Source organism: Streptomyces chengmaiensis (assembly GCF_029846775.1).
GTDB lineage: Bacteria > Actinomycetota > Actinomycetes > Streptomycetales > Streptomycetaceae > Streptomyces > Streptomyces chengmaiensis.
On the sequence record NZ_JARWBG010000006.1, the window covers coordinates 159,188 to 184,821 of the forward strand.

The following is a 25,634-nucleotide window of genomic DNA, read 5'->3' on the forward strand; positions in this document are numbered from 1 at the left end:
GGTAATCCGTGAAAAAGCTCTCCGCACGACGACGCCACCCGCTGGCGGCGGTCGTCGTCCTACTCCTCGCGCTGGCGGCCACTGGGGGGCTGTATGCCGCGTTCGCGCCCGCGGACAAGGCGCAGGCTGAAGAAACCGCCCAGTCCCTCGCCATCGAGGAGGGCAAGAAGCTCTACACCGTCGGCTGCGCCAGCTGCCACGGAACCGGCGGTCAGGGCACCTCTGACGGTCCCAGTCTGGTCGGCGTGGGCTCCGCGGCCGTCGACTTCCAGGTCGGCACCGGCCGGATGCCCGCCATGCAGCCGGGCGCGCAGGTCCCGGCGAAGCCGAAGGTCTACTCGCAGGCCGAGATCGACCAGCTCGCGGCGTACGTCGCCTCGCTCGGCGCCGGTCCGATCACGCCCACCAAGGAGCAGTACGACCCCGCCGGGGCGGACATCGCCAACGGCGGCGAGCTGTTCCGCACCAACTGCGCCCAGTGCCACAACTTCACCGGCGAGGGCGGCGCGCTCACGGACGGCAAGTACGCCCCGAGCCTTGAGGGCGTCAGCTCGAAGCACATCTACGAGGCCATGCAGACCGGCCCGCAGAACATGCCGTCCTTCCCCGACTCGACGATGCCCGAGCAGCAGAAGCGGGACATCATCGCGTACATCGAGGCTGTCAACGGCGATGAGACCCCGACCCCCGGCGGCTTCGGACTGGGCGGGCTCGGCCCGGTCAGCGAGGGCCTGTTCGGCTGGATCTTCGGTCTGGGCTCGCTCGTCGCAGTCGCCGTCTGGGTTGCGGCCCACACCGCTAAGGCCAAGAAGTCATGAGTACCCAAGAGATTCCAGAAGAGAACCTGCCGTCCGGGCAGGGTGAAACCGCCCACGGTGCGGTGAAGGTCGCCGAAGATCCGTTCGCCGACCCCGGGCTGCCGGCGCACAAGCCGCGTATCCAGGACATCGACGAGCGGGCCGCCAAGCGCTCCGAGCGCACGGTCGCGCTGCTGTTCACGGTCTCGATGCTGTCCACGATCGGCTTTATCGCGTCGTTCGTGATCTTCCCGATCAACCACATCGTCTACATCTGGCCGTTCGGGCACATCAGCTCGCTGAACTTCTCGCTCGGCATGACCCTCGGCCTTGCGCTGTTCTGCATCGGCGCGGGCGCGGTCCACTGGGCCCGCACCCTGATGTCGGACGTGGAGACCGCCCAGGAGCGCCACCCGATCGAGGCGACCCCCGAGGTCAAGACCAAGGTCATGGAGGACTTCCGGGAAGGCGCCGCGGAGTCCCAGCTGGGCCGCCGCAAGCTGATCCGCAACACGATGTTCGGGGCGCTGGCCATGGTGCCGCTCTCCGGAGTGGTGCTGCTGCGCGAACTGGGTCCGCTGCCCGAGGACAAGCTCCGCCACACGCTGTGGGCCCGGGGCAAGATGCTCATCAACCAGAACACCAACGAGCCGCTGCGTCCCGAGGACGTCGCGGTGGGGTCGCTGACCTTCGCGATCCCCGAGGGCCTGGAAGAGAGCGACCACAACTTCAACACCGAGATCGCCAAGGCCGCCTTGATGATCGTCCGGCTCCAGCCCGGCGACATCAAGGACAAGCAGGAGCTGGAGTGGTCCCACGAGGGCATCGTGGCCTACTCGAAGATCTGCACCCATGTCGGCTGCCCGATCAGCCTGTACGAGCAGCAGACCCACCATGTGCTGTGCCCGTGCCACCAGTCCACCTTCGACCTCGCCGACGGCGCCCGTGTCATCTTCGGCCCGGCCGGGCACGCCCTTCCGCAGCTGCGGATCGGCGTCAATGACGAGGGTTACCTCGAGGCGCTCGGCGACTTCGAAGAGCCCGTCGGTCCTGCCTTCTGGGAGCGCGGATGAGTACTACTGCGACCGAAGCAAAGAGCCGCAAGGCACCCGCGGGCGAGCGGGTCGCCGACTGGGCGGACGGCCGGCTGGGGATCTACTCCCTGGCCAAGGCCAACATGCGGAAGATCTTCCCGGACCACTGGTCCTTCATGCTGGGCGAGGTCGCCCTCTACAGCTTCATCATCATCATCCTCACGGGTGTGTATCTGACGCTGTTCTTCCACCCGAGCATGAACGAGATCGAGTACCACGGCTCGTATGTGCCGATGCAGGGCATCCGGATGACCGAGGCCTACGCCTCGACCCTGGACATCAGCTTCGACGTCCGCGGCGGCCTGCTGATCCGGCAGATCCACCACTGGGCGGCGCTGATCTTCCTTGCCGCGATGTTCGTGCACATGATGCGCGTCTTCTTCACCGGCGCGTTCCGCAAGCCGCGTGAGCTCAACTGGCTGTTCGGCTTCCTGCTGTTCGTCCTCGGCATGTTCACCGGCTTCACCGGTTACTCGCTCCCGGACGACCTGCTCTCCGGCACCGGCGTCCGCTTCACGCAGGGCGCGATCCTGGCGACGCCGATCGTCGGCACATACATCTCGATGTTCCTGTTCGGCGGGGAGTTCCCCGGCCACGACATGGTGGCCCGGTTCTACTCGATCCACATCCTGCTGCTGCCGGGCATCATGCTCGGCCTCGTGGTGGCACACCTGATCCTGGTCTTCTACCACAAGCACACGCAGTTCGGCGGTCCCGGCAAGACCGAGAAGAACGTCGTCGGCATGCCGCTGCTGCCGGTCTACATGGCCAAGGCGGGAGGCTTCTTCTTCCTGGTCTTCGGCGTGATCGCGATGATCGCGGCGATGTTCACGATCAACCCGGTGTGGGCGCTCGGCCCGTACCGTCCGGACCAGGTGTCCACCGGCGCCCAGCCCGACTGGTACATGGGCTTCGCCGAGGGACTGATCCGGGTGATGCCCGGCTGGGAGATCAACTTCGCCGGCCACACGCTCGTCCTGGGTGTGTTCATCCCGCTGGTGATCTTCGGTGTGATGCTGGGCGCGATCGCGGTCTACCCGTTCATCGAGTCCTGGATCACCGGCGACAAGCGCGAGCACCACATCCTGGACCGCCCGCGCAACGCGCCGACCCGGACCGCGCTGGGCGTCGCCTGGGTCACCGCGTACGTCCTGATGCTGGTCGGCGGCGGAAACGACATCTTCGCCACGCACTTCCATCTGTCGATCAACGCGATCACCTGGTTCGTGCGGATCGCCTACTTCGTCGGACCGGTGCTGGCGTTCGTCATCACCAGGCGGATCTGCCTCGGCCTCCAGCGCCGCGACAAGGAGAAGGTGCTGCACGGACGTGAGTCCGGCATCATCAAGCGCCTGCCGCACGGTGAGTTCGTCGAGATCCACGAGCCGCTCGACGCGGAGACCCGCTACAAGCTGGTCTCGCACGAGCAGTACGAGCCGGCCGAGCTCGGCCCGGAGGTCGACGAGAACGGCGTCAAGCGCAAGATCAAGCGCTCGGAGAAGCTGCGCGCCAAGCTCAACAAGGGCTACTACGGTGAGGGGAACCAGATCCCCAAGCCCACGGCCGAGGAGTACCGGGAGATCACCAGCGGCCACGGCCACCACTGATCGCCTGCCCGGCTGATCGACTGACCGCCCGGTCGCCCTGACCGGAGCGTCCGCCACGGCAAGAGCCCCGTCCACGCGCTGGACGGGGCTCTTCGCCGTCCCCGGGGGCTGGATAGGGTGGATGCATCCCCTAGTGGATGAATCCCCATCGGCTGTGGACCCTCAGGAGCGGACCATGAACGTTGTGACCCCGGTCGGCGGCGACAGCGTGGCGGACCTCTCCTGGCCCGTCGTGCTGAACGCCCTGCTGGACAACCGCGACCAGAGCGCGGAGGCCACCGCCTGGGCGATGGACCGCATCCTCAGCGGCGAGGCCACCAACGCCCAGATCGCAGGCTTCGCCGTCGCCCTGCGCGCCAAGGGCGAGACGGTCGAGGAGATCTCCGGCCTGGTGCGCACCATGTACCGGCACGCCAATCTGATCGAGGTGCCCGGCAGAACCGTCGACATCGTCGGCACCGGCGGCGACGGCGCGAAGACCGTCAACATCTCGACCATGTCGGCGATCGTCGTCGCCGGCGCCGGCGCGAAGGTCGTCAAACACGGCAACCGCGCCGCATCGTCCGCCAGCGGCGCCTCCGACGTGCTGGAGAAGCTCGGCGTCAATCTGGAGCTCACCCCCCAGCGGGTGGCCCAGGTCGCCGAGGAGGCGGGGATCACCTTCTGTTTCGCGGTGAAGTTCCACCCGGCGCTGCGGCATGTGGCCGCGGCCCGCAAGGAGCTCGGAATCCGTACCACATTCAACTTCCTGGGGCCGCTAACCAACCCTGCCCAGGTGAAGGCGCAGGCCACCGGGGTGGCGGACGCGCGGATGGCCCCCATCATGGCCGGGGTGCTCGCCGAGCGCGGCTCCTCCGCCCTCGTCTTCCGCGGCGACGACGGCCTGGACGAGCTGACCACCACCGCCACCTCGCGCGTCTGGACCGTACGCGACGGCCGGGTGCGCGAGGAGCGCTTCGACCCGCGGGACATCGGCATCGAGCTGGTGCCCGTGGAGGCGCTGCGCGGCGGCGACTCGTCCTACAACGCCGATGTCGCCCGCCGGCTCCTGGACGGCGAGCAGGGACCCGTACGGGACGCCGTGCTGCTCAACGCGGCGGCGGCGCTCGTCGCCCTGGAGCCAGTCGGCGGCACGCTTGCCGAGCGGCTGGCGGCGGGCGTCGAGCAGGCCGCGCGGTCGATCGACTCGGGGGAGGCCAAGGCGGCGCTGGAGCGCTGGATCGCGGCGAGCAACGCCTGAGCCCGGAGCGTCTCCCGCGCGGCCCGCGCGGGGCCCTTGTGCGGCCCGGCCCCTTCGCGGGCCTTTGCGGGGCCCTCGTGCGGCCCTTGTGCGGCCCTTCGTGTGACCGCGTGCGCGGCCTCATATGGCCCGGCTCCTTCGTGCGGCCCCCTCGCGTCGGACCGCGTGCGCCGACTCGTGAGGGCCTTGCGAGGGCCTCGTGTGTGGCGCAAGGCGCAGTCCGGATCCCGGTACTGCGCCTTGCGCATGCTGAGACATATGGCAAGATGCTCGGCAAGGTCATGAGTGACAGCGACTTCGGCCCCGGCCCGCTGTCCGGCAACCCTCCGTCCGTGGCGGGGTGCCCCGGGTGAAGACCAGGCCGTGGGCAGCGAGGTCCGCGGCAAGCGCGGACCCCTGCGAACCCCGGGGTCCTGGTCCTCAAGGGAGCAGTCTCGTGAGCAAGCGAATGCGCTAGGGCCGCTCGGCCCCTTCCTTTCACTCTCCACACGGCGGCATACGCCGTGTGTCGAGTTCTCACAGCCATCTCGCCTTGTCCCACCGGGAGTCACCGCCATGTCCGCATGCCCGAACACCGCCGTCGCCGACCCTGCCCGCTGCGAGCCGGGCGGGCCTTCCCAGCCGCTGCCCGTGCTGGGTCGCGAAGTCACCGTGCCGCTCGTGACCGGCGGCGAGGTCGCTTATGCCGCCCTCGACTACGCGGCCAGCGCGCCCGCCCTGCAACGTGTCTGGGACGATGTCGCCGCCTACGCGCCGTACTACGGCAGCGTGCACCGCGGCGCCGGCTACCTCTCCCAGCTCTCCACCGACCTGTTCGAGAACAGCAGGGCCGCCGTCGCCGAATTCCTCGGCTGCCGGCCCGATGACCAGGTCGTCTTCACCCGCTCCACGACCGACTCGCTCAATCTGCTGGCCGCCGCGCTCCCCGGGGGCTGCGAGGTCTTCGTCTTCGAGACCGAGCACCATGCCTCGCTGCTTCCGTGGAGGACGGCCCGGGTGACGTATCTGGACGCCCCGCAGACCCCCGGGCAGGCCGTCGCGGCCCTGGAGGGGGCCCTCGCCGACCGCCACGACCCCTATGGCCCCGCGCTGGTCTGCGTCACCGGCGCGTCCAATGTGACGGGTGAGATCTGGCCGGTGCGGGAACTGGCCGCAGCGGCGCATGCCCACGGCGCACGGATCGTGCTGGACGCCGCCCAGCTGGCCCCGCACCACCCGGTGGACATCGCCGAACTTGACGTCGACTGGGTCGCGTTCTCCGGGCACAAGCTGTACGCGCCCTTCGGCGCCGGCGTCCTCGCCGGGCGCGCGGACTGGCTGCGGGAGGCCGAGCCCTACCTCGCCGGCGGCGGCGCGTCCCGGACCGTGGCGCGACGCGCCGACGGCGGTGTGGACGTGGAATGGCACGACACCGCGGCGCGGCACGAGGCGGGTTCGCCGAACGTGATCGGCGCATACGCCATCGCCTCCGCCTGCCGGGCGCTTGCCGGCTTCGGCTTCGACGCCCTCGTGGCCCGTGAGCAGCGCCTCGTCGACACGGTCCGCGCCGGTCTCGCGGAGGTGCCCGGTGTGCGGGTGCTCTCGCTGTTCGGTGACGACTCCCCGCGCGTCGGCGTCATCTCCTTCGTCGTCGACGGCTGGAACAGCTCGCACTTCGCGGCGGCGCTGTCGGCGGAGTACGGGATCGGGGTGCGCGACGGGCTGTTCTGCGCGCACCCCCTGGTGCGCGCGCTCCTCGGCGGCGACCCGGAGCAGTCCGCCGGATGCGGAGCGCCCGAGGCGCTCAACGCGATCCGGGTCAGCTTCGGCGCGGGCACGCCTGACGAGCATGTCGAACGCTTTGTGCGCGCGGTGCGGGAGCTGGTGCGCGACGGGGCGCGCTGGCTGTACCGCACGGAGGCCGGCCGCTGCGTGCCGGCCTGACGCGGACCGGGCGCGCTCCCGTCCCTGCGGCCCCGGCGGGCGTCATCCTTTGAGGACCCTGGGCCCGACGGGAGCCGGCGACAGGCCGGACGGGCGGTGGGCGGACAAGGCTCGCGCGCCGCGGAGCAGGGCCCGCCCGGACCCCGCGCCCCCGCCGGAGGCGCTACGCGTCGAGGCCGATCGCGAACGCCGCCTCCAAGTCATGCTGCGAATACGTCCGGAACGCCACATGCGTGTCCGTCGCCTCCACGCCCGGGATCTTGCTGATCCGGCCGGGGATGACATCCGCCAGGTCGTCGTGGGCCGCCACCCGCACCATCGCGATCAGGTCGTATGTACCCGTCACGGAGAAGACCTCGCTGACGTTCTCCAGCGAGGCGATCGACTCGGCGATCTCCGGAATGCGGTCCACGCTGGTCTTGATGAGCACGATCGCGGTGATCACGGTTGGCGTTCTCCCTCGGTGGCCGCTGCTGGGGGCTTCGGCTTCACTCTAGCCCCACCCCTGAACCGGCCCCACGCGTAGACGAAGCCCAGCCCGAACCCCACCAGATGCGCGAGGTAGGCCACGCCCGGTCCGCTGTCCGCCTCCCGCGCCGCCAGCCCCTGGAGCACGAACCAGAAGATCAGCACGGCCCAGGCGGGGAACCGCAGCGGCAGAAAGAACAGAAACGGGAAGAGACTGGTCACCCGGGCCCTGGGGAAGAGGCACAGGAACGCACCGAGGACACCGGAGATGGCCCCGGACGCGCCCACGAGAGTCTGTTCCGATCCGGCGTTCGCCACGGCGTAGGCGAACAGCGCCAGACAGCCGCAGCCGAGATAGAACAGGCAGAACCCCAGATGCCCCATGCGTTCTTCGGTCATCGCGCCGAAGACGAACAGAAACAGCATGTTGCCGAGCAGATGCAGCCAGCTTCCGTGCACGAACAGCGCGGTGAGCGGGGTGAGCAGCGCCCGGGGCCGGCCCGCGAGCAGCTCCGCGGGGATGACGCCCCAGCGTTCGAAGTACCCGCTCCGCGCGGCGATCAGGGCGTCGACGGCGCCGTACCCGGGGGCGAGGCCCGACACGGGGCTGATCAGGAACACCGCGCAGCACACCGCGATCACGCCGTAGGTGACCACGGGGCCGGTGGCCAGGCCCCGTACCGTCCCCCGCGCCGCACGCCGCCAATCGATCACGGCACAGATCATGGCGTAGTGGGACTTGCCGGTACAGAGTGCCTCGCCGCTCCAATGGGTACCCGCAAGGCCGTAGGGTTGCGGGCAGCACTTCCGCAGTTCGACGGCGCACCGCGGCACCCGCATCCGTACGGCGCACGGCAGACGGCGCTCGCCGGACGACGTACGAGGAAAGAGGAGACGGCACGCATGACGACGACGGTTCCCCAGCCGACGGCCGACACCCGCTGGCGCTGCACGCTCTGCGGCAATCTCACCCGTTTCGATGTGACCCGCTCGTCCCGTGTCGTCGAGTACGTCCATCTGGACCTGGCGGGAGAGCCGAAGGTCGAGGAGCGCGAGGTGCTCAGTGAGACCATCGAGTCGGTCCGCTGCCGCTGGTGCAGTGCGGTGGACCAGATCGAGCTGGTGGACAGGCCGGGCGCCGGCTCCTGACGGAGCCGCCCGCACGGGCCAGCGCAGGGACAGGCAGGACAGTCAGCAGAGGTGACGGATCGTGGAGCAGCCCGAAGGCGGCGCGGAGCCGGCCGGTGCGGCCGGTGACGCCGCGGAGGCGCTCGACCGTCCGCTGCCGGAGGGCGTGAGACGGCGCATCGTCGCCCTGGTGTCCGACGCCTTCGGCGGGCTGACCGTCGCGGAACTGCCGCCGCAGCTGCGGCAGTATGCCCGGTTCACCCCGTCCCGCCGGGCGCGTTTCGCGGGCAACGCCATGGCCTCGGCCCTGGAGAGCGACCCGGTCTTCCGGCAGCGGATCGGGGAGCGGCTGAGCAAGGCGGAGCCGGAGTTGGCCCGCGCTCTGGAGGGCGGGTCGCCTCCGGCGGCGGCCGATCCGGTGGATGTGGCGGCTGCGGCCTATGTGCTCAGGCCCTCCGGATGGGTGAAACTGGTGGCGGCCGCGGGCGAGGAGGCCCAGCGTGCCGACGCCGAGCGGGCCGACGAGGCCGGCCGGCGCGAGCTGGAGCGGCTGCGCGCGGAGCTCGCCGAGGCGCGCGACCGCGCCAAGGGTGAGACCGAGCGGCTGCGCGCCGAGTTGGATGCGGCACGCAAGGAAGCTGAATCGCTTCGCCGTAAGCTCCGCAGCGCGCAGAGCGATGTGAAGCGCGGTGAGGCCGCGCTGCGGCGGGCGCAGGCCGACGCCGAGGCGCAGCGCTCGGAGTCCGCGGCCCAGGTCTCCGCGGCGGAGAGCGAGGCCCGGCGGCTCAAGGCCCGGCTCGGTGAGGCCGAGGCAGCTGTGGAGGCGGGGCGGCGCGCCGCCCGCGAGGGCCGTTCGATAGAGGACATGCGGCTGCGGCTGCTGCTGGACACGGTGCTGGACGCCGCCCAGGGGCTGCGCCGCGAACTGGCGCTGCCCCCCGCGGGCACGCATCCGGCGGACACGGTGGACGCGGTCGAGCCGGGGCGGATGTCGCCCAAGGACGTCGCGGCCCGTGCGCTGTCGGCGACCGATCCGGCGCTGCTGGACCAGTTGCTGGCGCTGCCGCAGGCGCATCTGGTGGTGGACGGCTACAACGTCACCAAGACCGGCTATCCGACCATGCCGCTGGAACAGCAGCGGCTGCGGCTGCTGGGCGGTCTCTCGATGCTCGCCGCGCAGACGGGCGCGGAGATCACCTGTGTGTTCGACGGCGCGGAGCTGGCCGCGCCGGTGCTGCTGGCGCCGCCGCGCGGGGTGCGCGTGCTGTTCTCCAAGCCGGGCGTGACGGCGGACGAGCTGATCCGCCAGCTGGTGCGGGCCGAGCCGCCGGGCCGTCCCGTCATCGTCGTCTCCACCGACCGCGAGGTGGCGGACGGGGTCGCGAAGGCGGGCGCCCGCCCGGTTGCGTCCGCTTTGCTGCTCAAGCGGCTTTCGCGGGTCTAGTCGCCGGCTCGGCGGGGTCTCGCAACTGTCATACGGAATGCCCGAATTGATCCAATGCGGGCGGGACATTGTGTCAAGTGACGGCTACAGCCCGTGGGAACCGAGTAAAGAATGGGCTGCGTGGGCGAGATTTTTCCTATGAGGATTTGAAGTGATCACAGGAAGGTCACTAGGGTCTGGCCTCGAACCTTCGCGCGGTTGATCGCCCAACCGGGGTGACAGCGAAGGAACCGCCGAGTCCGTGCAGTTCAGCCCTTTCCTCGGAGGGTGTGAGGCCGGACGCCGGAACCTGGTCCCCATGCCCGGCAGGCGGCTTATGGAAGAAGGAGCTCGCCTTCGTGGCGTCCCACCGTCGTCCCAAGCAGCCCAGCCGCGCTCGTGTGACCGTGCTCACCGCGACCGCCGCGGCGGCCGTGGCCCTGACCTCCCAGTCCGCCCAGGCCGACCCGAAGCCGACCAAGGAAGAGGTCAAGGCGAAGGTCGACAAGCTCTACCACGAGGCGGAGAAGGCCACCGAGGAGTACAACGGGGCCAAGGAGCAGCAGGGCAAGCTGCAGAAGCAGGTCGACACCATCCAGGACCAGGTGGCGCGCGGCCAGGAAGAGGTCAACGAGCTGCGCAACAAGCTCGGTTCGGTGGCCAGCGCCCAGTACCGTTCGGGCGGAATCGACCCTTCCGTCCAGCTCTTCCTCTCGTCCGACCCGGACACCTACCTCGACAAGGCGTCCGCCGTGGACCAGTTCGGCGCCCGCCAGGCGGAGGTCCTGGAGGACATCCAGCTCAAGCAGCGCACCCTGGCGCAGCAGCGCGCGGAGGCCGCCGAGAAGCTCGCGGACCTCGAAGACGTCCGCGAGAAGCTCGGTGAGAAGAAGAAGAACTACCAGGGCAAGCTCGCCGAGGCCCGCAAGCTGCTCAACACGCTGACCGCCGAAGAGCGCGAGCGGATGCGCCAGGAGGAGCAGAAGCGCGCCCAGGAAGCCGAGCAGCGCGCGGCCCGTTCCACGGGCGGCGACCGCCCCGACCTCGGCAGCGAGGTCCCGGCCTCGCAGCGGGGGGCCGCCGCCCTCAACGCCGCCGCCACCCAGATCGGCAAGCCGTATGTCTCCGGCGCCGAGGGGCCCAACTCCTACGACTGCTCGGGCCTGACCCAGTGGGCGTACCGCCAGGCGGGCGTGAGCATCACACGCACCACCTACACCCAGCAGAACGACGGCACGAAGATCGGCCGCAGCCAGCTCAAGCCGGGCGACCTGGTCTTCTTCAACAGCCTCTCGCACGTCGGCCTGTACGCGGGCAACAACACCATCCTGCACGCGCCAAAGCCGGGCGCCTATGTCCGCTATGAGTCGATGGACTACATGGGCACGTTCCAGTTCGGCGTGCGCATCTGAGTCGCTGCGGCCGGAGGGGGCACACGCTGCCCTTCGAGTGAATTCCGGCATCCGAAGCTGACGGCACGCCCCGCCGGTGACCTGTGGTCTCCGGCGGGGCGTCACTGTTCTCGCCCCGGACGGGCGTTGGTCCTCATGTAACCGTCCGGCTACTGTCTGCCGCGCAACATCCCTCGTAGTCCCTCGTACATCTCCTTGTACGCGCATGAGGAAGGGAGCGCGGCACGTGGCGTCCCATCGCAGGCCCTCGCAGCCGGGTTTCACCCACGGCGCCCGGATCACCGTCCTGTCCGCCGCCGCTGCCACCGCGGCCGCGGCCTTCGGCGCGGCTCCGCCGGCGAGCGCAGAGCCGCACGAGACGGCGGAGGAGGCCCGGGCCAAGGTCGACCGCCTCTACGAGGAGGCCGAGAAGGCCACCGAGCGGTTCAACAAGGCCGAAGAGCGCGTGGAGCGGCTGCGCGAGCGGGTGACGCAGGCGCAGGACCGCGTGGCGCGCGGCCAGGAGGCGGTCAACCGCATGCGGACGGCGCTGGGTTCGCTGGCCGGCGCGCAGTACCGGTCCGGAGGCATGGACCCCTCGCTCGCCCTGCTGCTGTCGGAGGACCCGGACGGCTATCTCGACAAGGCCGTCACCCTGGACCGCATCACCGAACGGCAGGCGACGGCGCTGAGCGATCTGCGAGAGGCCCAGCGCAGGATCGGCCAGGAACGGGCCGAGGCCGGGCGCGACCTCGCGGAGCTGGAGCAGGGCCGCAGGACGGTCGCCCGGCACAAGCGCGTCGTGGAGGGCAAGCTCGCCGAGGCGCAGCGGCTGCTGAACGCGCTGTCGGCGCGGGAGCGAGCCGTGTACGACGAGGGACGGGCCTCCCGCTCCGGCCGCGGTGATTCGCTGCCGGAGGCATCGGGACCAGGTCCCGCCTCGGCGCGCGCCGCGGCAGCGGTCGCGGCGGCACGCAGCGCGGTCGGCCGCCCCTATGTGTGGGGGGCCAACGGGCCCTCCAGCTTCGACTGCTCCGGACTGATGCAGTGGTCGTACGCGCAGGCCGGGGTCGGTCTGCCGAGGACCTCGCAGGCGCAGCGGTACGCGGGCAGGCGGGTGCCGCTGTCGCAGGCGCGGCCGGGGGACCTGGTGACGTACCGCAGCGACGCCAGCCACGTCGGCATGTACATGGGTAACGGCCAGGTGGTGCACGCGCCGTATCCGGGGGCGTCCGTGCGGTACGACCCCGTGGGCATGATGCCCATCGCCTCGGTCACCCGGGTCTGACCCTACGATCGTGGGGTGGCGACCAGGCGCGAGGCGATCCGGGCCGCGGCCGGCGCGGCCGCGGCCGCGCTGCTGACGGCGTCCGGGTGCAGAGCGTCCGGCGAGCCGCCCCTCGACGACGCGCTGGAGGAGCGCGCGGCCGCCCTGCGCGCCCGGCTGCCGCTCGCCACGTGCGCCTACTGGGTGACCGCGGTGCGCCGCGAGGGCGCGCAGGCAGTCGTCGCGGCGGAGCTGCGCCACCGCTTCGAGGGGCACGGCTCCGGGCCCGAGACCACCGCGGCGCGGCGGCTGGAGCTGCGCCGCGACGGCGGGGGCGCGGGCCGCTGGCGGGTGCGGGCCGACCGCCCCGCGGCCGGGGCCCCGCAGCAGCTCTGGGACCAGGGCGAGGTGCGGACGGCACGGGGCGCGCGGAGCCTGGTGCTCGGCGTCGGACAGCCCGCCGCCCGGCTGCGCGAGCTCGCCGCCGACGCCGACCGGGCGGTCCCCGCCGTCTCGGCCGCATGGCCGCTGCCGTGGGCGCGCAGGGTGGTGGTCCTCGTCCCCGCTTCCCTGGACGGGATGGGCGGGCTGCTGGGCGGGCAGCCGGCCGCGTACCGGGGCATGGCGGCGGTGGCCGCCGGCGGGGCGGGGACTCCCGACCGGCTGATCGTCAACCCCGAGGCGTACGGGGAGCTCAGCGCGTACGGGCGCGAGGTGGTCCTCACCCATGAGGCCGCCCATGTCGCCACCCGCGCGGAGACGTCCGCGTCGACCCCCATGTGGCTCTCCGAGGGCTTCGCGGACTGGTCCGCCTACCGCACCTCCTCCCGCCCCGCGCCGGACCTCGCCCCCGCCCTGACCCGCGCCGTCCGCCGGGGCGACCTGCCCGCGACCCTGCCCGCCGACGCCTCCTTCGCCTTCGGCGGCCCTCCGGAGACCCTCGCGCTCGCCTACGAGGGCGCCTGGCTGGCCTGCGCCCTCATCGCGGACCGCTGGGGCGAGACCCGCCTGCGCGAGCTGTACCGGGCGGCGGGCGCGGGGGGAGCGGAGCCTGGGGTACGGGAGGTGCTGGGCGTGAAGGTGAGGACGCTGGAGACCCAGTGGCGGGCCTACACCCAAACCCGCCTGTCTCCCTGACCCGCGCAGCGCGGCCCCTTTCCGCACCGCCGCCCTGCCGGCGGTGCGGGCTTCGCCCCCTGCACCCCCGTGCCTGGGCCCCTGGCCTCCGCCCGGGGCCCAGGCGTGTCCTCGTGCGCCCGTTCCGGTCGCCGGGCGTCGGCCCTCCGTGGTTCGCGTTCCCGGGAGGGGTGTTGTGCGGCGTAGAGCTGCTGTGCCGGTGTGCGGGCCTTTCCCCGCCCGTCTTTCTGCCGGTCGCTCCCTGCCCCGTGCTTCGGCCCTCTGGGCTCCGCCTGGGGCCAGGCGTGTCCTCGTGCGCACCGGCCCCCGTGGCCGGGTGCCGGTCCTCCGGGGTTCGTGTTCCCGGGAGGGGTGTCGGCGGCGCGGAGCCGCCGCGTCGGGGTGTGGGGCGGCAGCCCCGTCCCGCGCTCCCCCGGAGGGGGGCTGGGGGCGGAGCCCCCAGTTACGGGAAGGGGCGGGGGAGGGGAGAAGCACGCCTCGAAGACCCCGCCTCCCCCCGCACCGCCTCCCCCCGCACCCCCGCCTTCCACAACCTCGCGCACGCCACCGCCGTCGCCGCCGCCAGCAGCCCGTTGCGGGCGACCAGCAGTCCGAGTCCCAGCGCGTCGCTCGCGACGACATGGCCGAAGAAGAAGGGGAACTCCAGCAGCGTCACCGCGGTCGCCGCCAGGACCAGCATCGCCGGCGGACCCATCCGGCTGGGGCGGAAGGTCAGGCACACCGCTGCCAGGCCGACGAGCCACAGCAGGTACTGCGGGCTGAGCACCCGGCTGGTCACGGTCAGGAGCAGCACCGCCGCGAACGCGGCGTCGCACACCGTGCTCGCCGTGAACCTCCGCGCCCGGACGCGCCACAGCACCAGCCAGGCCAGCGCCAAGGCGCTCAGCCCCAGGGAGAGGGCGCCGACCAGAGGCACATGCGGACCGAGGAACTCGACCGAGCCGTAGTTGAGCAGCACCTGGCCGTCCCAGCCGACGTGTCGGGCCACATGGAACACCAGCGCGCCGAGCGACTCGATCTCGATGCCCCGGTCGCGCTGGAAGGCGAGGAAGGCCAGCGCGCCGGGCGCCGCCGCGACCAGGAGGACCGTGAGCGCGGCCGCAGTGACCGCCGCGGTGGACCACGCGGCCCAAGCGGGCCGTCCCCGCCGCACGCCGACGACCAGAAGCGCCGGCCACAGCTTCAGCAGCGCCCCGACGGCCGCCAGCGCCCCCAGCGCCCGCGGCCTGCGCGCCCCCGCCAGCAGGGCGGCCACGGCGACGGCGGTCACCATCAGGTCGTAACGGGCGTATGCGGTCGGTCCGAGCAGCGGCACTCCGGCCGTCCACACCCATGCGCCCCGCGCCGACCGGCCCGGCCCGCCCGCGCCGGCGTACAGCAGCAGCCCGAGGACGGCCGCGTCGCACAGCAGGCACAGCGCGAAGAAGGCGGTCGCGTAGTCCAGGAACGGCAGCGTCCCGGGCGCGAGGACGGGCAGCGCGGCGCCGGGCGGATACTGCCAGGTGACGTCGTCCAGGGGATACGTTCCGCCGCGCAGCACCTCGTACCAGCCCCGGTAGATCACCGACACATCGGAGGTGACGTCGGGGCCCGGCACGACGATCACTTTGAGAACGCACAGCAGCAGCGCCGCCCTGGTGAGCAGCCAGGCCCACACAAGCCACGGCTGGGTCCGGTATGCGCCGATCATGACGGCCATGATGCCGCCGGGGACGGCCCGGAGGCGGACAGGCGCGGCCGTTGGGTACTGTCGGCGGCGATGCACAAGACCCTGATCGTGACCAATGACTTCCCGCCCCGCCCCGGGGGCATCCAGGCGTTCCTGCACAACATGGCGCTGCGGCTGGACCCGGAGCAGCTTGTGGTCTACGCCTCCACCTGGAAGCGGAGCCGCGAGGGCGTCGAGGCGACCGCCGTCTTCGACGCGGAGCAGCCGTTCACCGTCGTACGGGACCGTACGACCATGCTGCTGCCGACGCCGCGCGTCACCCGGCGGGCGGTGCAGCTGCTGCGCGAACACGGGTGCGAGTCCGTGTGGTTCGGGGCGGCCGCCCCGCTGGGCCTGATGGCCCCGGCGCTGCGCGCGGCGGGCGCGCGGCGGATCGTGGCCACCACGCATGGCCACGAGGCCGGCTGGGCGCAGCTTCCGGCGTCCCGGCAGCTGCTGCGGCGGATCGGCGAGACCACGGACACGATCACCTATCTGGGTGAGTACACCCGTTCCCGGATCGCCGCAGCCCTCACCCCTGAGGCGGCCTCACGCATGGTGCAGTTGCCGCCCGGAGTCGATGAGAAGACCTTCCACCCCGGCTCGGGCGGCGACGCGGTGCGCGAGCGGCTGGGGCTCGCGGACCGGCCCGTGGTGGTGTGCGTTTCGCGGCTGGTGCCGCGTAAGGGCCAGGACACGCTGATCCGCGTGATGCCGGCGGTCCTGGCGGAGATCCCGGACGCCGTTCTGCTGGTCGTGGGCGGCGGCCCGTATGAGAAGGAGCTGCGCCGGTTGGCGCGGGAAACCGGGGTGGCCGGGTCGGTGCGGTTCACCGGCGCGGTGCCGTGGGAGGAGCTGCCCGCCCACTACGGCGCGGGCGACGTGTTCGCGATGCCGTGCCGCACGCGTCGGCGAGGCCTGGACGTGGAGGGCCTCGGCATCGTCTACCTGGAGGCCTCCGCGACCGGTCTGCCGGTCGTCGCGGGCGACTCGGGCGGTGCGCCGGACGCCGTGCTCGAAGGCGAGACGGGCTGGGTGGTCCGGGGCGGCGCGCCCGGGGAGGCGGCCGAGCGGATCCTCAAGCTGCTGGACGACCCCGAGCTGCGGCGCAGCATGGGCGAGCGGGGCCGTGCCTGGGTCGAGGAGAAGTGGCGCTGGGATCTGCTGGCCGAGAAGCTCCGCACACTCCTGTAGAAACCGGCCGCATCCCGGTTTGTGACGGTTGTGTTAAACACCTCGCTGAGCTGCGTCAAAGCTTTTTGACGGGCAGTCAGTTCCGGCCGTGCGCGGCATATGGGCGGAATTCTGAATTCCGCCCATGCTCCGGCTATGAACCCGAAACTGACACGCCGTCACCTTATCGGTCTGGCCGCCCTCCAGACGGCGGCCTCCCTCGGCTTGACCCGCATCGGCCCGGCATCCCGCCGCACCGCCGCCCAGAGGTCCGCCGACTACGCCCCCGCCGTCGTGATCGGCTCCGGCTACGGCGCGTCCGTGGCCGCCCTGCGCCTCGCGGAGGCGGGCGTGGACACCCTCGTCCTCGAAATGGGCCGCCTGTGGAACACCCCCGGCCCGGACGGCAAGGTGTTCTGCTCCACCGGCGCGCCCGACCACCGCTCCATGTGGTTCCGCGGCCGCACCGAGGCCCCGCTCGCGACCTTCCTCTGGCTGGACGTCGTCAACAAGGACATCACCCCCTACCCCGGCGTACTCGACCGGGTGGCCCATCCGGACATGGCCGTCTACGTCGGCCGCGGCGTAGGCGGCGGCTCGCTGGTCAACGGCGGTATGGCGGTCACCCCGCCGCGCTCGTACCTCACCGAGGTCCTCCCGCAGATCGATGCGGCGCGCATGTACGACACCTACTTCCCACGCGCCCGTGCCGCGCTGGGTGTCAACACGGTCGACCCCGCCTGGTTCGAGTCGACCAAGTGGTACCGCTTCTCCCGGATCTCCCGCAGACACGCCCGGCACGCCGGGCTGCGCACCGTCTTCGTGCCCAGCGTCTACGACTTCGCCCACATGGAGCGCGAGGCGTCCGGGCAGGCGCCGAAGTCCGCGCTGGCGGGCGAGGTCATCTACGGCAACAACCACGGCAAGCGCAGTCTCGACAAGACCTATCTCGCCGCCGCCCTCGGCACCGGCCGCGTCGTCATCGCCACCGGCTGCCGGGCGAGATCCATCCGCAGGGAACCCGACGGCTCCTACGTGGTCACCGCCGACCGCACCGACGACTCCGGACGCACCGTCGAGACCAGGGAGGTCGGCTGTGCCCGGCTGTTCCTCGGGGCGGGCAGCCTCGGCACCGCGGAACTCCTGGTGCGCGCCCGCGAGACGGGCACGCTGCCCGGCCTCGACGACGAGGTCGGCCGCGGCTGGGGCCACAACGGCAATGTGATGACGGCGCGCGCCAACCACCTCTGGGACACCGTCGGCGCCTGCCAGGCGACCATGCCCGCGCTGGGCATCGACGACTGGGCCAACCCGGCCTGCCCGGTGTTCGCCGAGGTCGCGCCGCTGCCCATGGGGTTCGAGCACTGGATCAGCCTCTATCTGGCGATCACCAGAAACCCGGAACGCGGTGTGCTCCGCTACGACGCGGCCGCCGACGCCGTGCGGCTCGACTGGCGAAGGGAGCAGAACCAGCCCTCCGTCAGCGCCGCCAAGTCCCTGTTCGACCGGATCAACCGGGCCAATGTCACCATCTACCGGTACGACCTCTTCGGCGGCAACCGGGCGTTCGCCGACGACTTCACGTACCACCCGCTGGGCGGCTGCGTGCTGGGCCGGGCCACCGACGACTTCGGGCGCGTCAAAGGGTATCCGGGCCTGTACGTCACCGACGGCTCGCTGATCCCCGGCTCGATCGGCGTCAATCCGTTCCTCACCATCACCGCGCTCGCGGAACGGAACATGGAAAGGATCCTCGCCGTGGACCTCGCGGGCGGCGCATCGCCCGGCTGATCAGCCGCGGCGGGTCAGCCGCGGTAGATCGACTCGATCTCGTCCGCGAAGTCCTTCGCCACCACATTGCGCTTGAGCTTCAGCGACGGCGTGATGTGACCGGCTTCCTCCGTGAACTGGGACGGCAGCACACGGAACTTGCGCACCGACTCCGCCTTGGAGACGGCCGCGTTGCCGTCGTCCACCGCCTTCTGGACCTCGGCCAGCAGCTCCGGGTCCTCGCGCAGCGAAGCGGCCGTCGCCCCCGCGGGCTTGCCGTGCTCCGCCGCCCAGCGGCCGAGGAACTCCTCGTCCAGGGTGACCAGCGCCCCCACGAAGGGACGTCCGTCGCCCACCACCATGCACTCCGCGATCAGCGCATGTCCGCGGATGCGGTCCTCGATCACCGCGGGAGCGACGTTCTTGCCGCCCGCGGTGACCAGGATCTCCTTCTTCCGGCCGGTGATCGTGAGATAGCCGTCCTCGTCGAGCGTGCCGATGTCGCCGGTGTGGAACCAGCCGTCAGTGAGCGCCTCGGCCGTCGCAGACTCGTTGTTCCAGTACCCCTGGAACAGATGCTCGCCGTGCAGCAGCACCTCGCCGTCGTCCGCTATCCGCACGGTGGAGCCAGGCAGCGGCTGGCCGACCGTGCCGATCTTCTGGCGGTCCCAGGGGTTGAACGCCGTCGCCGCACAGGACTCGGTCAGGCCGTAGCCCTCCAGCACCGTGAAGCCGATGCCGCGGAAGAAGTGGCCGAGCCGCTCGCCCAGCGGCGCGCCGCCGGAGATGGCGTACTCGCCGCGCCCGCCCAGCACCGCACGCAGCTTGCGGTAGACGAGCAGGTCGAAGACCTTGTGCCTGAGCCGCAGCCCCATGGACGGCCCCGACGGGGTGGACAGCGCCCGGCTGTAGTCGATGGCCGTGCGCGCCGCCTTGTCGAAGATCGCGCCCTTGCCGTCCGCCTGCGCCTTGGCCCGCGCCGCGTTGTAGACCTTCTCGAAGACGCGCGGCACGCCGAGGATCAGCGTCGGCTTGAAGGACGCCAGCTCATCCGTGAGCTGCTTGATGTCCGGCACGCAGCCGAGCTTGATCGGCGCCATCACGGCGGCGACCTCGACCAGCCGGCCGAAGACATGGGCGGCGGGCAGGAACAGCAGCACGGAGCACTCGCCCGTGCGGAACAGCGGCTTGAGCCGCTCCACCGCGTTGCCGCACTCCGCGAAGAAGCTGCGGTGGGTGAGCACACAGCCCTTGGGGCGGCCGGTGGTGCCCGAGGTGTAGACGATGGTCGCCGGATCGTCCGCCTTGGCGCTCGCGCTGCGCTCGTCGACCGTGGCGTCGTCGACCTCCGCGCCGGCCGCGACCAGCTCACCGACCCCGTCGCGCTCGATCTGCCAGACGCTGTGCAGCTCCGGCAGCCTGTCCCGCACGGAGTCCACCGCGGCGGCGTGGGCGTCGCTCTCCACGAGCACGGCGACCGCGCCCGAGTCCCCGAGGATCCACTGGATCTGCTCGGCGGAGCTGGTCTCGTACACCGGGACGGTCACCGCGCCGGCGCTCCAGATCGCGAAGTCCAGCAGCACCCACTCGTACCGGGTGCGCGACATCAGCCCCACCCGGTCGCCCGGCCGGACGCCCGAGGCGATCAGGCCCTTGGCGGCGGCCCGCACCTCGGCGAGGAACTGCCGGGCGGTCACATCCGTCCAGACGCCCGCGACCTTGCGGCCCATCACCGCGACATCGGGATGCTGAGCGGCATTGCGGCGGATCAGATCCGTCAGGTTGCCGTCCGTGGGGACCTCGTACAGGGCCGGAAGGCTGAACTCGCGCAAGACTGCTGCTCCTCATCAGGCTGCCGACGCCACGGCTCTGTGTGATGCACCGGCTGCGGTCCAAGATCGGGCAGGGTGCTCAGTGGGGGTGAGCACGACTGGACTGCCCGGACGTTACCCACCAGTACTCGCTTCCCGATAGGGGTTCCCGGCCAGATGTTCCCTGCGTCACACACGTTCCGCGGTGCTTCGCGCAGGTTAGTCCACCCCTTTCATGACTCGCAGGTAACTGCCCGTCCGCCCGCCTCTACCCAGGTCCGAGCCCGCGTCCTAGGGTGATCGTTATGCGAGGCATGCGAGTCAACGTGGTCAGCGACGTGCACGGCAACGCCAAGGATCTCGCCACCGCGGGGGACGGCGCCGACGCCCTGATCTGCCTGGGCGACCTGGTGCTCTTCCTTGACTACGCCGACCACTCGCGCGGCATCTTCCCCGACCTCTTCGGCGAGCGGAACGCCGATCTGATCGTGGAACTGCGCACCGCCCGCCGCTTCGGCGAGGCCCGGGAGCTCGCCCGCAGGCTCTGGGCCGAGCTCGGCGCCGACCGGGAGAGCGCCATCGAGGCCGCCGTGCGCGCCCAGTACGCCGAGATGTTCGCCGCCCTCCCCACACCGACGTATGCCACCTACGGCAACGTCGATATCCCCGCACTCTGGTCGGAATACGCCAGACCCGGAACCACCGTCCTCGACGGCGAACGCGCAGAGATCGGCGGAGTCGTCTTCGGCTTCGTCGGCGGCGGACTGCAGTCCCCGATGCGCACCCCTTACGAGATCCCCGACGAGGAGTACGCGGCCAAGGTCGAGGCACTCGGCGAGGTCGACGTCCTCTGCTCGCACATCCCCCCGGACGTCCCCGAACTGACCTACGACACCGTGCCGCGCCGCTTCGAACGCGGCAGCCGCGCCCTGCTGGAGGCCATCCACCGCACCCGGCCCCGATACGCCCTCTTCGGCCATGTCCACCAGCCGCTGTCGCCCCGGATGCGCGTCGGAGCCACGGAATGCGTCAACGTCGGCCACTTCGCGGCCACCGGCAAGCCCTGGACGCTCACCTGGTGACCAACCCCCGGAGCGGCCCACACGCCCCAACAGGCCCCGGGCGGTCCGCCCGACCGGCCGCGATAGCCTTCACACCGCACACACCACCAGCCCCGGTCAATACACACCACACCGGTCCGTACCGCACTGTGAGGAGCCGCAGCGATGGCGGAACACACCAGCTCGAGCATCGAGATCGCGGCGGCGCCGGCCGACGTCATGGCGGTGATCTCCGACTTCGCCCGCTACCCGGAGTGGACCGGAGAGGTGAAGCAGGCCGAGGTGCTCGCCTCCGACGACCAGGGCCGCGCCGAGCAGGTCAGGCTGGTCCTCGACGCGGGCGCGATCAAGGACGACCACACCCTCGCCTACACCTGGCACGGCCCGAACCAGGTCAGCTGGACGCTGGTCAAGTCCCAGATGCTGCGCGCCATCGACGGCTCCTACACCCTCGCCCCGATCGGCGCGGGCGACCGCACCGAGGTCACCTACCAGCTCACCGTGGACGTCAAGATCCCCATGCTGGGCATGATCAAGCGCAAGGCCGAGAAGGTCATCATCGACCGCGCGCTGGACGGGCTGAAGCAGCGCGTCGAGAGCGGGCCGTACACCTGATGCGCACGGTCCTCGTCACCGGCCTCGGCGGCGCGGGCCGCACTGTCGTCGCCGCGGCCACGGCGCTCGCCGCCGCCCGAGGCGGAGAGCGCACGCTCTTCCTGAGCGCCGACCCCGGCGAGGTGCTGGGCGCGCCCGTACGCGGCGGCGTCGAAACGCCCGAGCCGGTCGCCGACGGCCTGTGGGCCGCCCGCATCGAGCCCGCCGCCGACTTCCGCGCCGAGTTCCTCTCCCTCCAGGAGCGCTGCGGCGCCGCCCTCGACCTGCTCGGCGCCGCCCGGCTGGAAGACGAGGAGCTGACCGAGCTGCCCGGCAGCGAGGAGTTCGCCCTGCTCCGCGCCCTGGCCCACGCCGCGCGCGGCGACTGGGACCGGATCGTCCTCGACCTCCCCCCGCTGCGCCGGGCCATCGCCCTGCTCGCCCTGCCCGAGCAGCTCCGGCGCTATCTGCGCCGGCTGCTGCCGCGGGAACGGCAGGCCGCCCGCGCCCTGCGCCCCGTACTCGCGCAGCTGGCCGGGGTCCCGATGCCCGCACAGCGGCTCTACGAGACAGCCGAACGCTGGGACGCCGAGCTGGCCGCCGTCCAGGCGGTCGTCGACCACCCGGCCACCGCCGTGCGGTTGGTCGCCGAGCCGGGACCGGCCGCCGCGGACGCCCTGCGCTCCGCCCGCCTCGGCCTCGCCCTCCAGGGGCCGGCCCCCGACATGGTCGTCGCCAACCGGGTGCTGCCCGCCGAGACGCCCGACGCCTGGCTCGCCGGGCTCATCGCACAGCAGCACAAGCACCTTGCGGAGCTGCGCACCGAGTACGGCACGGTGTGCGAGCTGCCGCACCTCGGCCGCGACCCGCGCGGGCTCGACGACCTCGCCCTGCTCGCGCCGTCCGACGACGCCCTGCTCGCCCCCGGTCCGGGCTGGACGGTGGAGGACCGGCGATCCGAGGACGGCGGCGCCGACGGCGGCTTCATCGTCTGGCGGCTGCCGCTGCCCGGCGCGGTCAAGGAGGAGCTGACCCTGGTCCGCCGCGGCGGTGAACTGCTGGTCACGGCCGGGCCGTTCCGCAGGATCGCGCCGCTGCCGGCCGCGCTGCGCCGCTGCACCGTCGCGGGGGCGGGGCTGGTGGACGGCGAGCTGACGGTGCGCTTCGCCCCGGACCCCGGGCTGTGGCCGCTCGGACGATGAAGACACATCGCCCGTTCGGGTAACGTCGGGCATACGCAGGGCCGTCCCGGCCCCGTGACGCCTGGCAGCGAGACCGACACGGAGTACGCCATGAGCGATGCGACCGAGCGCCCCGACGCCCGGGTCGACGCCGACGCCTGGGCCGATGCGTGCGCCGAGGACCTGAAGGCGGAGCGGGCGCGCCGAAGCGACCAGTACGGGGAGCAGACCGGCACGGCGTCCGAGGAGTTCAGGAAGCTGCTGGACGCCGTCGCCGACAAGGTCTCCTCCCTCCAGGGCTCCCTGCCCGGGGCAGCCGCGCAGCAGGCGGTACAGCAGTTCGTCCAGCAGGCCAAGGCGGCCGTCGAGCCGGTCATCGAGCGCAACCCCCGGGTCTTCGACCACCTCGCCGCCGCAGGCGGCGAACTGCTCGCCGCCTATCGATCCGCCGTCGAGGGCCATGAGCGACGCTGGACGCAGCGGCCGGGCGACACCGAGGAACCCGGGGACCCGCGTGACGGACGTGACGGACGTGACGGCGGACACCGTGACGGACGCCCTGACGAGGGCCCGGGCCCCAGCGAGCACATCGACCTGGACTGACAGGCGGGTGCCCGCCCTCGGGTACGGTTGGCCATAGCGGGGCTCGACCGAAAACTGAGGGACACATGGGACTCACCATCGGCGTCGACATCGGCGGCACGAAGATCGCGGCGGGCGTGGTCGACGAAGAGGGCACCATTCTCGAGACGCACAAGGTGCCCACCCCGTCGACCTCCGAGGGCATCGTCGACGCGATCTGCTCCGCCGTGGCCTCGGCCGGGGAGGGGCGCGACATCGAAGCCGTCGGCATCGGCGCGGCCGGATACGTCGACGACAAGCGCGCCACCGTGCTCTTCGCGCCGAACATCGACTGGCGGCACGAGCCGCTCAAGGACAAGGTCGAGCAGCGCGTCGGCCTGCCGGTGGTCGTCGAGAACGACGCGAACGCGGCCGCATGGGGCGAGTACCGCTTCGGCGCCGGCCAGGGCCATGACGACGTCATCTGCATCACCCTCGGCACCGGGCTCGGCGGCGGCATCATCATCGGCAACAAGCTGCGCCGCGGGCGCTTCGGAGTGGCCGCGGAGTTCGGCCATATCCGGGTGGTTCCGGACGGGCTGCTGTGCGGCTGCGGCAGCCAGGGCTGCTGGGAGCAGTACGCCTCCGGGCGCGCTCTCGTCCGATACGCGCGCCAGCGCGCCAACGCCACGCCCGAGAACGCGCAGATCCTGCTGGGACTGGGCGACGGCACCTCCCGCGGCATCGAGGGCAAGCACGTCAGCGCCGCGGCCCGGCAGGGCGACCCGGTCGCCGTCGACTCCTTCCGCGAACTGGCGCGCTGGGCCGGCGCGGGCCTCGCGGACCTGGCGTCCCTGTTCGACCCCTCGGCGTTCATCGTCGGCGGCGGCGTCTCCGACGAGGGCGAACTGGTCCTCGACCCGATCCGCAAGTCCTTCCGCCGCTGGCTGATCGGCGGTCAGTGGCGCCCCCACGCCCAGGTCCTCGCCGCGCAACTCGGCGGCAAGGCGGGCCTGGTGGGCGCGGCGGACCTGGCCCGACACGGCTGACGCCTTCCTGGGGCTCCGCCCCAGACCCCGGTTTCCGGGGGCTCCGCCCCCGGACTCCCGCGCCTCAAGCGCCGGCGGGGCTTGATTGCGCGGGCTCCTCCGCGTCGGACGTCGACGGGGCGTGTGGCGGGGACTCCTCCGCCATATACGTTGGCGGGGCTTGTGGTGCGGGTTTCTGTGCCTGGTTCCGTAGGCGGGGCTTGATTGCGCGGGCTCCTCCGCGTCAGACGTCAGCAGGGCTTGTGGTGCGGGCTGCTCCGCCCCCGGACCCTCGCGCCTCAAGCGCCGGCGGGGCTTGATTGCGCGGGCTCCTGTGCCCCAGACGCGGGCGGGGCTGGAATTGGGCGGAGCCCAATTTTCAGCCCGTCCGGCGTTTGAGGACACGGCCGAAGGCCGTACAGGGGTCTGGGGGCGGAGCCCCCGGTTTCGGGAAGGGGCGGGATTGGGGAAATGCCCCCCATGCCGCTCCCCCCGCTCCCCAACCCCCACACCGAGCCCGACGGTTCCGCCGTCATCCGGGTGCTCAGCTACAACATCCGCTCCATGCGGGACGACGAGGACGCACTCGCCCGGGTGATCCGCGCCTGCGCGCCCGACCTGGTGTGCGTACAGGAGGCCCCGCGCTTCTTCCGGTGGCGCAAGCATGCCGCCCGGCTGGCGGCCAAGAGCGAGCTGGTGGTGCTGAGCGGCGGGGCGACCGCCGCCGGGCCGCTGCTGCTGTGCTCGATGCGCGCGACCGTGGAGCGCACTCAGGACGTGCTGCTGCCGCTCACCCCGGGGCTGCACCGCCGGGGGCTGGCCACCGCGGTCGTACGCTTCGGAGCCGCCCGACTCGGGGTGCTCAGCTGCCATCTGAGCCTGCGGGCGGATGAGCGCTACGAGCAGGCCGGCATGGTGCTGCGGCGGCTGGCGGCGCTGGACGTGCCGTACGCCGTCGCCGCGGGCGACGTCAACGAACGCCCCGGCGGCCGCTCCTTCCGCCGGCTCGGGGCGGAGCTCCAGGACTGCTGGGCGGTCGCCCCCTGGGGAGGGGAGCACACTTCCACGCCGGCCGACCCGCACCAGCGGATCGACGCGATCTTCGCCACCAAGGGCGTCGAGGTCCTCGGCTGCGGCGTTCCCGCCGGGCTGGACGGCGTTGCCGACGACGATCTGAGGGCGGCCACGGACCATCTCCCGGTCCTGGCCGCCCTCCGCGTCCCCGCCGTCTGACCCGCCGCGCTACGCCCCGCGCTACACCACCGCGCCGCG

Annotated in this window: 22 protein-coding genes and 1 riboswitch; of the genes, 18 read left to right on the plus strand and 4 right to left on the minus strand. The window is 71.9% G+C overall.

The genetic code is table 11. From position 1 onward, the window contains the following. The first annotated feature begins 8 nt into the window (after positions 1-8). From qcrC to QCN29_RS08365, 5 genes are all read left to right on the plus strand, one after another. A complete protein-coding gene (qcrC, locus tag QCN29_RS08345; RefSeq protein ID WP_279927075.1) occupies positions 9-818 on the plus strand; it encodes a cytochrome bc1 complex diheme cytochrome c subunit in 810 nt (269 codons plus the stop codon). Continuing rightward, a complete protein-coding gene (gene qcrA / locus QCN29_RS08350; RefSeq protein WP_240136009.1) occupies positions 815-1,870 on the plus strand; it encodes a cytochrome bc1 complex Rieske iron-sulfur subunit in 1,056 nt (351 codons plus the stop codon). The genes qcrC and qcrA overlap by 4 nt, the downstream gene beginning before the upstream one ends. Next, positions 1,867-3,498 (plus strand): cytochrome bc1 complex cytochrome b subunit, encoded by a 1,632-nt coding sequence (qcrB, locus tag QCN29_RS08355; RefSeq protein ID WP_279927076.1) that lies wholly within the window; start codon positions 1,867-1,869, stop codon positions 3,496-3,498. Before qcrA ends, qcrB begins: the two co-directional genes overlap by 4 nt. Before the next feature lie 175 nt (positions 3,499-3,673). After that, positions 3,674-4,738 carry an anthranilate phosphoribosyltransferase gene (gene trpD, locus QCN29_RS08360; RefSeq protein ID WP_279927077.1) on the plus strand — a complete coding sequence of 355 codons (1,065 nt, stop codon included), beginning with the start codon at positions 3,674-3,676 and terminating at the stop codon, positions 4,736-4,738. Between the two features lie 277 nt (positions 4,739-5,015). Continuing rightward, a riboswitch (SAM riboswitch) is annotated at positions 5,016-5,133 on the plus strand. Between the two features lie 160 nt (positions 5,134-5,293). Beyond that, on the plus strand, positions 5,294-6,661 hold the full coding sequence (locus QCN29_RS08365) for an aminotransferase class V-fold PLP-dependent enzyme (RefSeq protein ID WP_279927078.1): 1,368 nt from the start codon (positions 5,294-5,296) through the stop codon (positions 6,659-6,661). 163 nt (positions 6,662-6,824) lie between these two features. Here the strand turns inward: QCN29_RS08365 and QCN29_RS08370 are convergent, their stop codons facing one another. Further along, a complete protein-coding gene (locus tag QCN29_RS08370) occupies positions 6,825-7,106 on the minus strand; it encodes an Lrp/AsnC family transcriptional regulator (protein WP_240136013.1) in 282 nt (93 codons plus the stop codon). Then, positions 7,103-7,855, minus strand: a complete 753-nt coding sequence (locus QCN29_RS08375; RefSeq protein WP_398859151.1) for a rhomboid family intramembrane serine protease — start codon at positions 7,853-7,855, stop codon at positions 7,103-7,105. Before QCN29_RS08375 ends, QCN29_RS08370 begins: the two co-directional genes overlap by 4 nt. A 177-nt stretch (positions 7,856-8,032) precedes the next feature. On the opposite strand from QCN29_RS08375, the gene QCN29_RS08380 reads away from it, so the two are divergent. The 5 genes from QCN29_RS08380 to QCN29_RS08400 all read left to right on the plus strand — a co-directional run bounded on the left by QCN29_RS08380 (position 8,033) and on the right by QCN29_RS08400 (position 13,475). After that, entirely contained in the window at positions 8,033-8,278 is a 246-nt protein-coding gene (locus tag QCN29_RS08380; protein WP_279927080.1) for a hypothetical protein, read from the plus strand. Positions 8,279-8,339: 61 nt separating this feature from the next. Then, positions 8,340-9,701: an NYN domain-containing protein gene (locus QCN29_RS08385; RefSeq protein ID WP_279927081.1), complete on the plus strand. Its 1,362-nt coding sequence runs from the start codon at positions 8,340-8,342 to the stop codon at positions 9,699-9,701. A 338-nt stretch (positions 9,702-10,039) separates the two neighbouring features. After that, entirely contained in the window at positions 10,040-11,092 is a 1,053-nt protein-coding gene (locus QCN29_RS08390) for a C40 family peptidase (protein WP_279927082.1), read from the plus strand. Between the two features lie 226 nt (positions 11,093-11,318). Continuing rightward, entirely contained in the window at positions 11,319-12,359 is a 1,041-nt protein-coding gene (locus QCN29_RS08395; protein WP_279927083.1) for a C40 family peptidase, read from the plus strand. 15 nt (positions 12,360-12,374) lie between these two features. Next, entirely contained in the window at positions 12,375-13,475 is a 1,101-nt protein-coding gene (locus QCN29_RS08400) for a hypothetical protein (RefSeq protein ID WP_279927084.1), read from the plus strand. 442 nt (positions 13,476-13,917) lie between these two features. Here QCN29_RS08400 and QCN29_RS08405 read toward each other — a convergent pair whose 3' ends face one another. Further along, on the minus strand, positions 13,918-15,165 hold the full coding sequence (locus tag QCN29_RS08405; RefSeq protein ID WP_279927085.1) for a glycosyltransferase 87 family protein: 1,248 nt from the start codon (positions 15,163-15,165) through the stop codon (positions 13,918-13,920). Positions 15,166-15,234: 69 nt separating this feature from the next. On the opposite strand from QCN29_RS08405, the gene QCN29_RS08410 reads away from it, so the two are divergent. After that, positions 15,235-16,377, plus strand: a complete 1,143-nt coding sequence (locus tag QCN29_RS08410) for a glycosyltransferase family 4 protein (protein WP_279927086.1) — start codon at positions 15,235-15,237, stop codon at positions 16,375-16,377. A gap of 135 nt (positions 16,378-16,512) precedes the next feature. Beyond that, a complete protein-coding gene (locus tag QCN29_RS08415) occupies positions 16,513-18,147 on the plus strand; it encodes a GMC oxidoreductase (protein WP_279927087.1) in 1,635 nt (544 codons plus the stop codon). 14 nt (positions 18,148-18,161) lie between these two features. Here the strand turns inward: QCN29_RS08415 and QCN29_RS08420 are convergent, their stop codons facing one another. Beyond that, entirely contained in the window at positions 18,162-19,958 is a 1,797-nt protein-coding gene (locus QCN29_RS08420) for an AMP-dependent synthetase/ligase (protein WP_279927088.1), read from the minus strand. A 293-nt stretch (positions 19,959-20,251) separates the two neighbouring features. Between QCN29_RS08420 and QCN29_RS08425 the strand changes: the two genes are divergently transcribed. The 6 genes from QCN29_RS08425 to QCN29_RS08450 all read left to right on the plus strand — a co-directional run bounded on the left by QCN29_RS08425 (position 20,252) and on the right by QCN29_RS08450 (position 25,595). After that, complete coding sequence (locus QCN29_RS08425; RefSeq protein WP_279927117.1) at positions 20,252-21,019, plus strand: metallophosphoesterase family protein; 768 nt, start codon at positions 20,252-20,254, stop codon at positions 21,017-21,019. A 144-nt stretch (positions 21,020-21,163) separates the two neighbouring features. Next, a complete protein-coding gene (locus QCN29_RS08430; protein ID WP_279927089.1) occupies positions 21,164-21,613 on the plus strand; it encodes an SRPBCC family protein in 450 nt (149 codons plus the stop codon). After that, the gene (locus QCN29_RS08435; protein WP_279927090.1) at positions 21,613-22,794 is read left to right on the plus strand and encodes an ArsA family ATPase; all 1,182 of its coding nucleotides are present in this window, start codon (positions 21,613-21,615) and stop codon (positions 22,792-22,794) included. The genes QCN29_RS08430 and QCN29_RS08435 overlap by 1 nt, the downstream gene beginning before the upstream one ends. Before the next feature lie 90 nt (positions 22,795-22,884). Then, the gene (locus QCN29_RS08440; protein WP_279927091.1) at positions 22,885-23,376 is read left to right on the plus strand and encodes a DUF5304 family protein; all 492 of its coding nucleotides are present in this window, start codon (positions 22,885-22,887) and stop codon (positions 23,374-23,376) included. 65 nt (positions 23,377-23,441) lie between these two features. After that, entirely contained in the window at positions 23,442-24,383 is a 942-nt protein-coding gene (locus tag QCN29_RS08445) for an ROK family glucokinase (RefSeq protein WP_240139128.1), read from the plus strand. Between the two features lie 459 nt (positions 24,384-24,842). After that, entirely contained in the window at positions 24,843-25,595 is a 753-nt protein-coding gene (locus tag QCN29_RS08450; protein ID WP_398859152.1) for an endonuclease/exonuclease/phosphatase family protein, read from the plus strand. Positions 25,596-25,634: the final 39 nt, after the last annotated feature.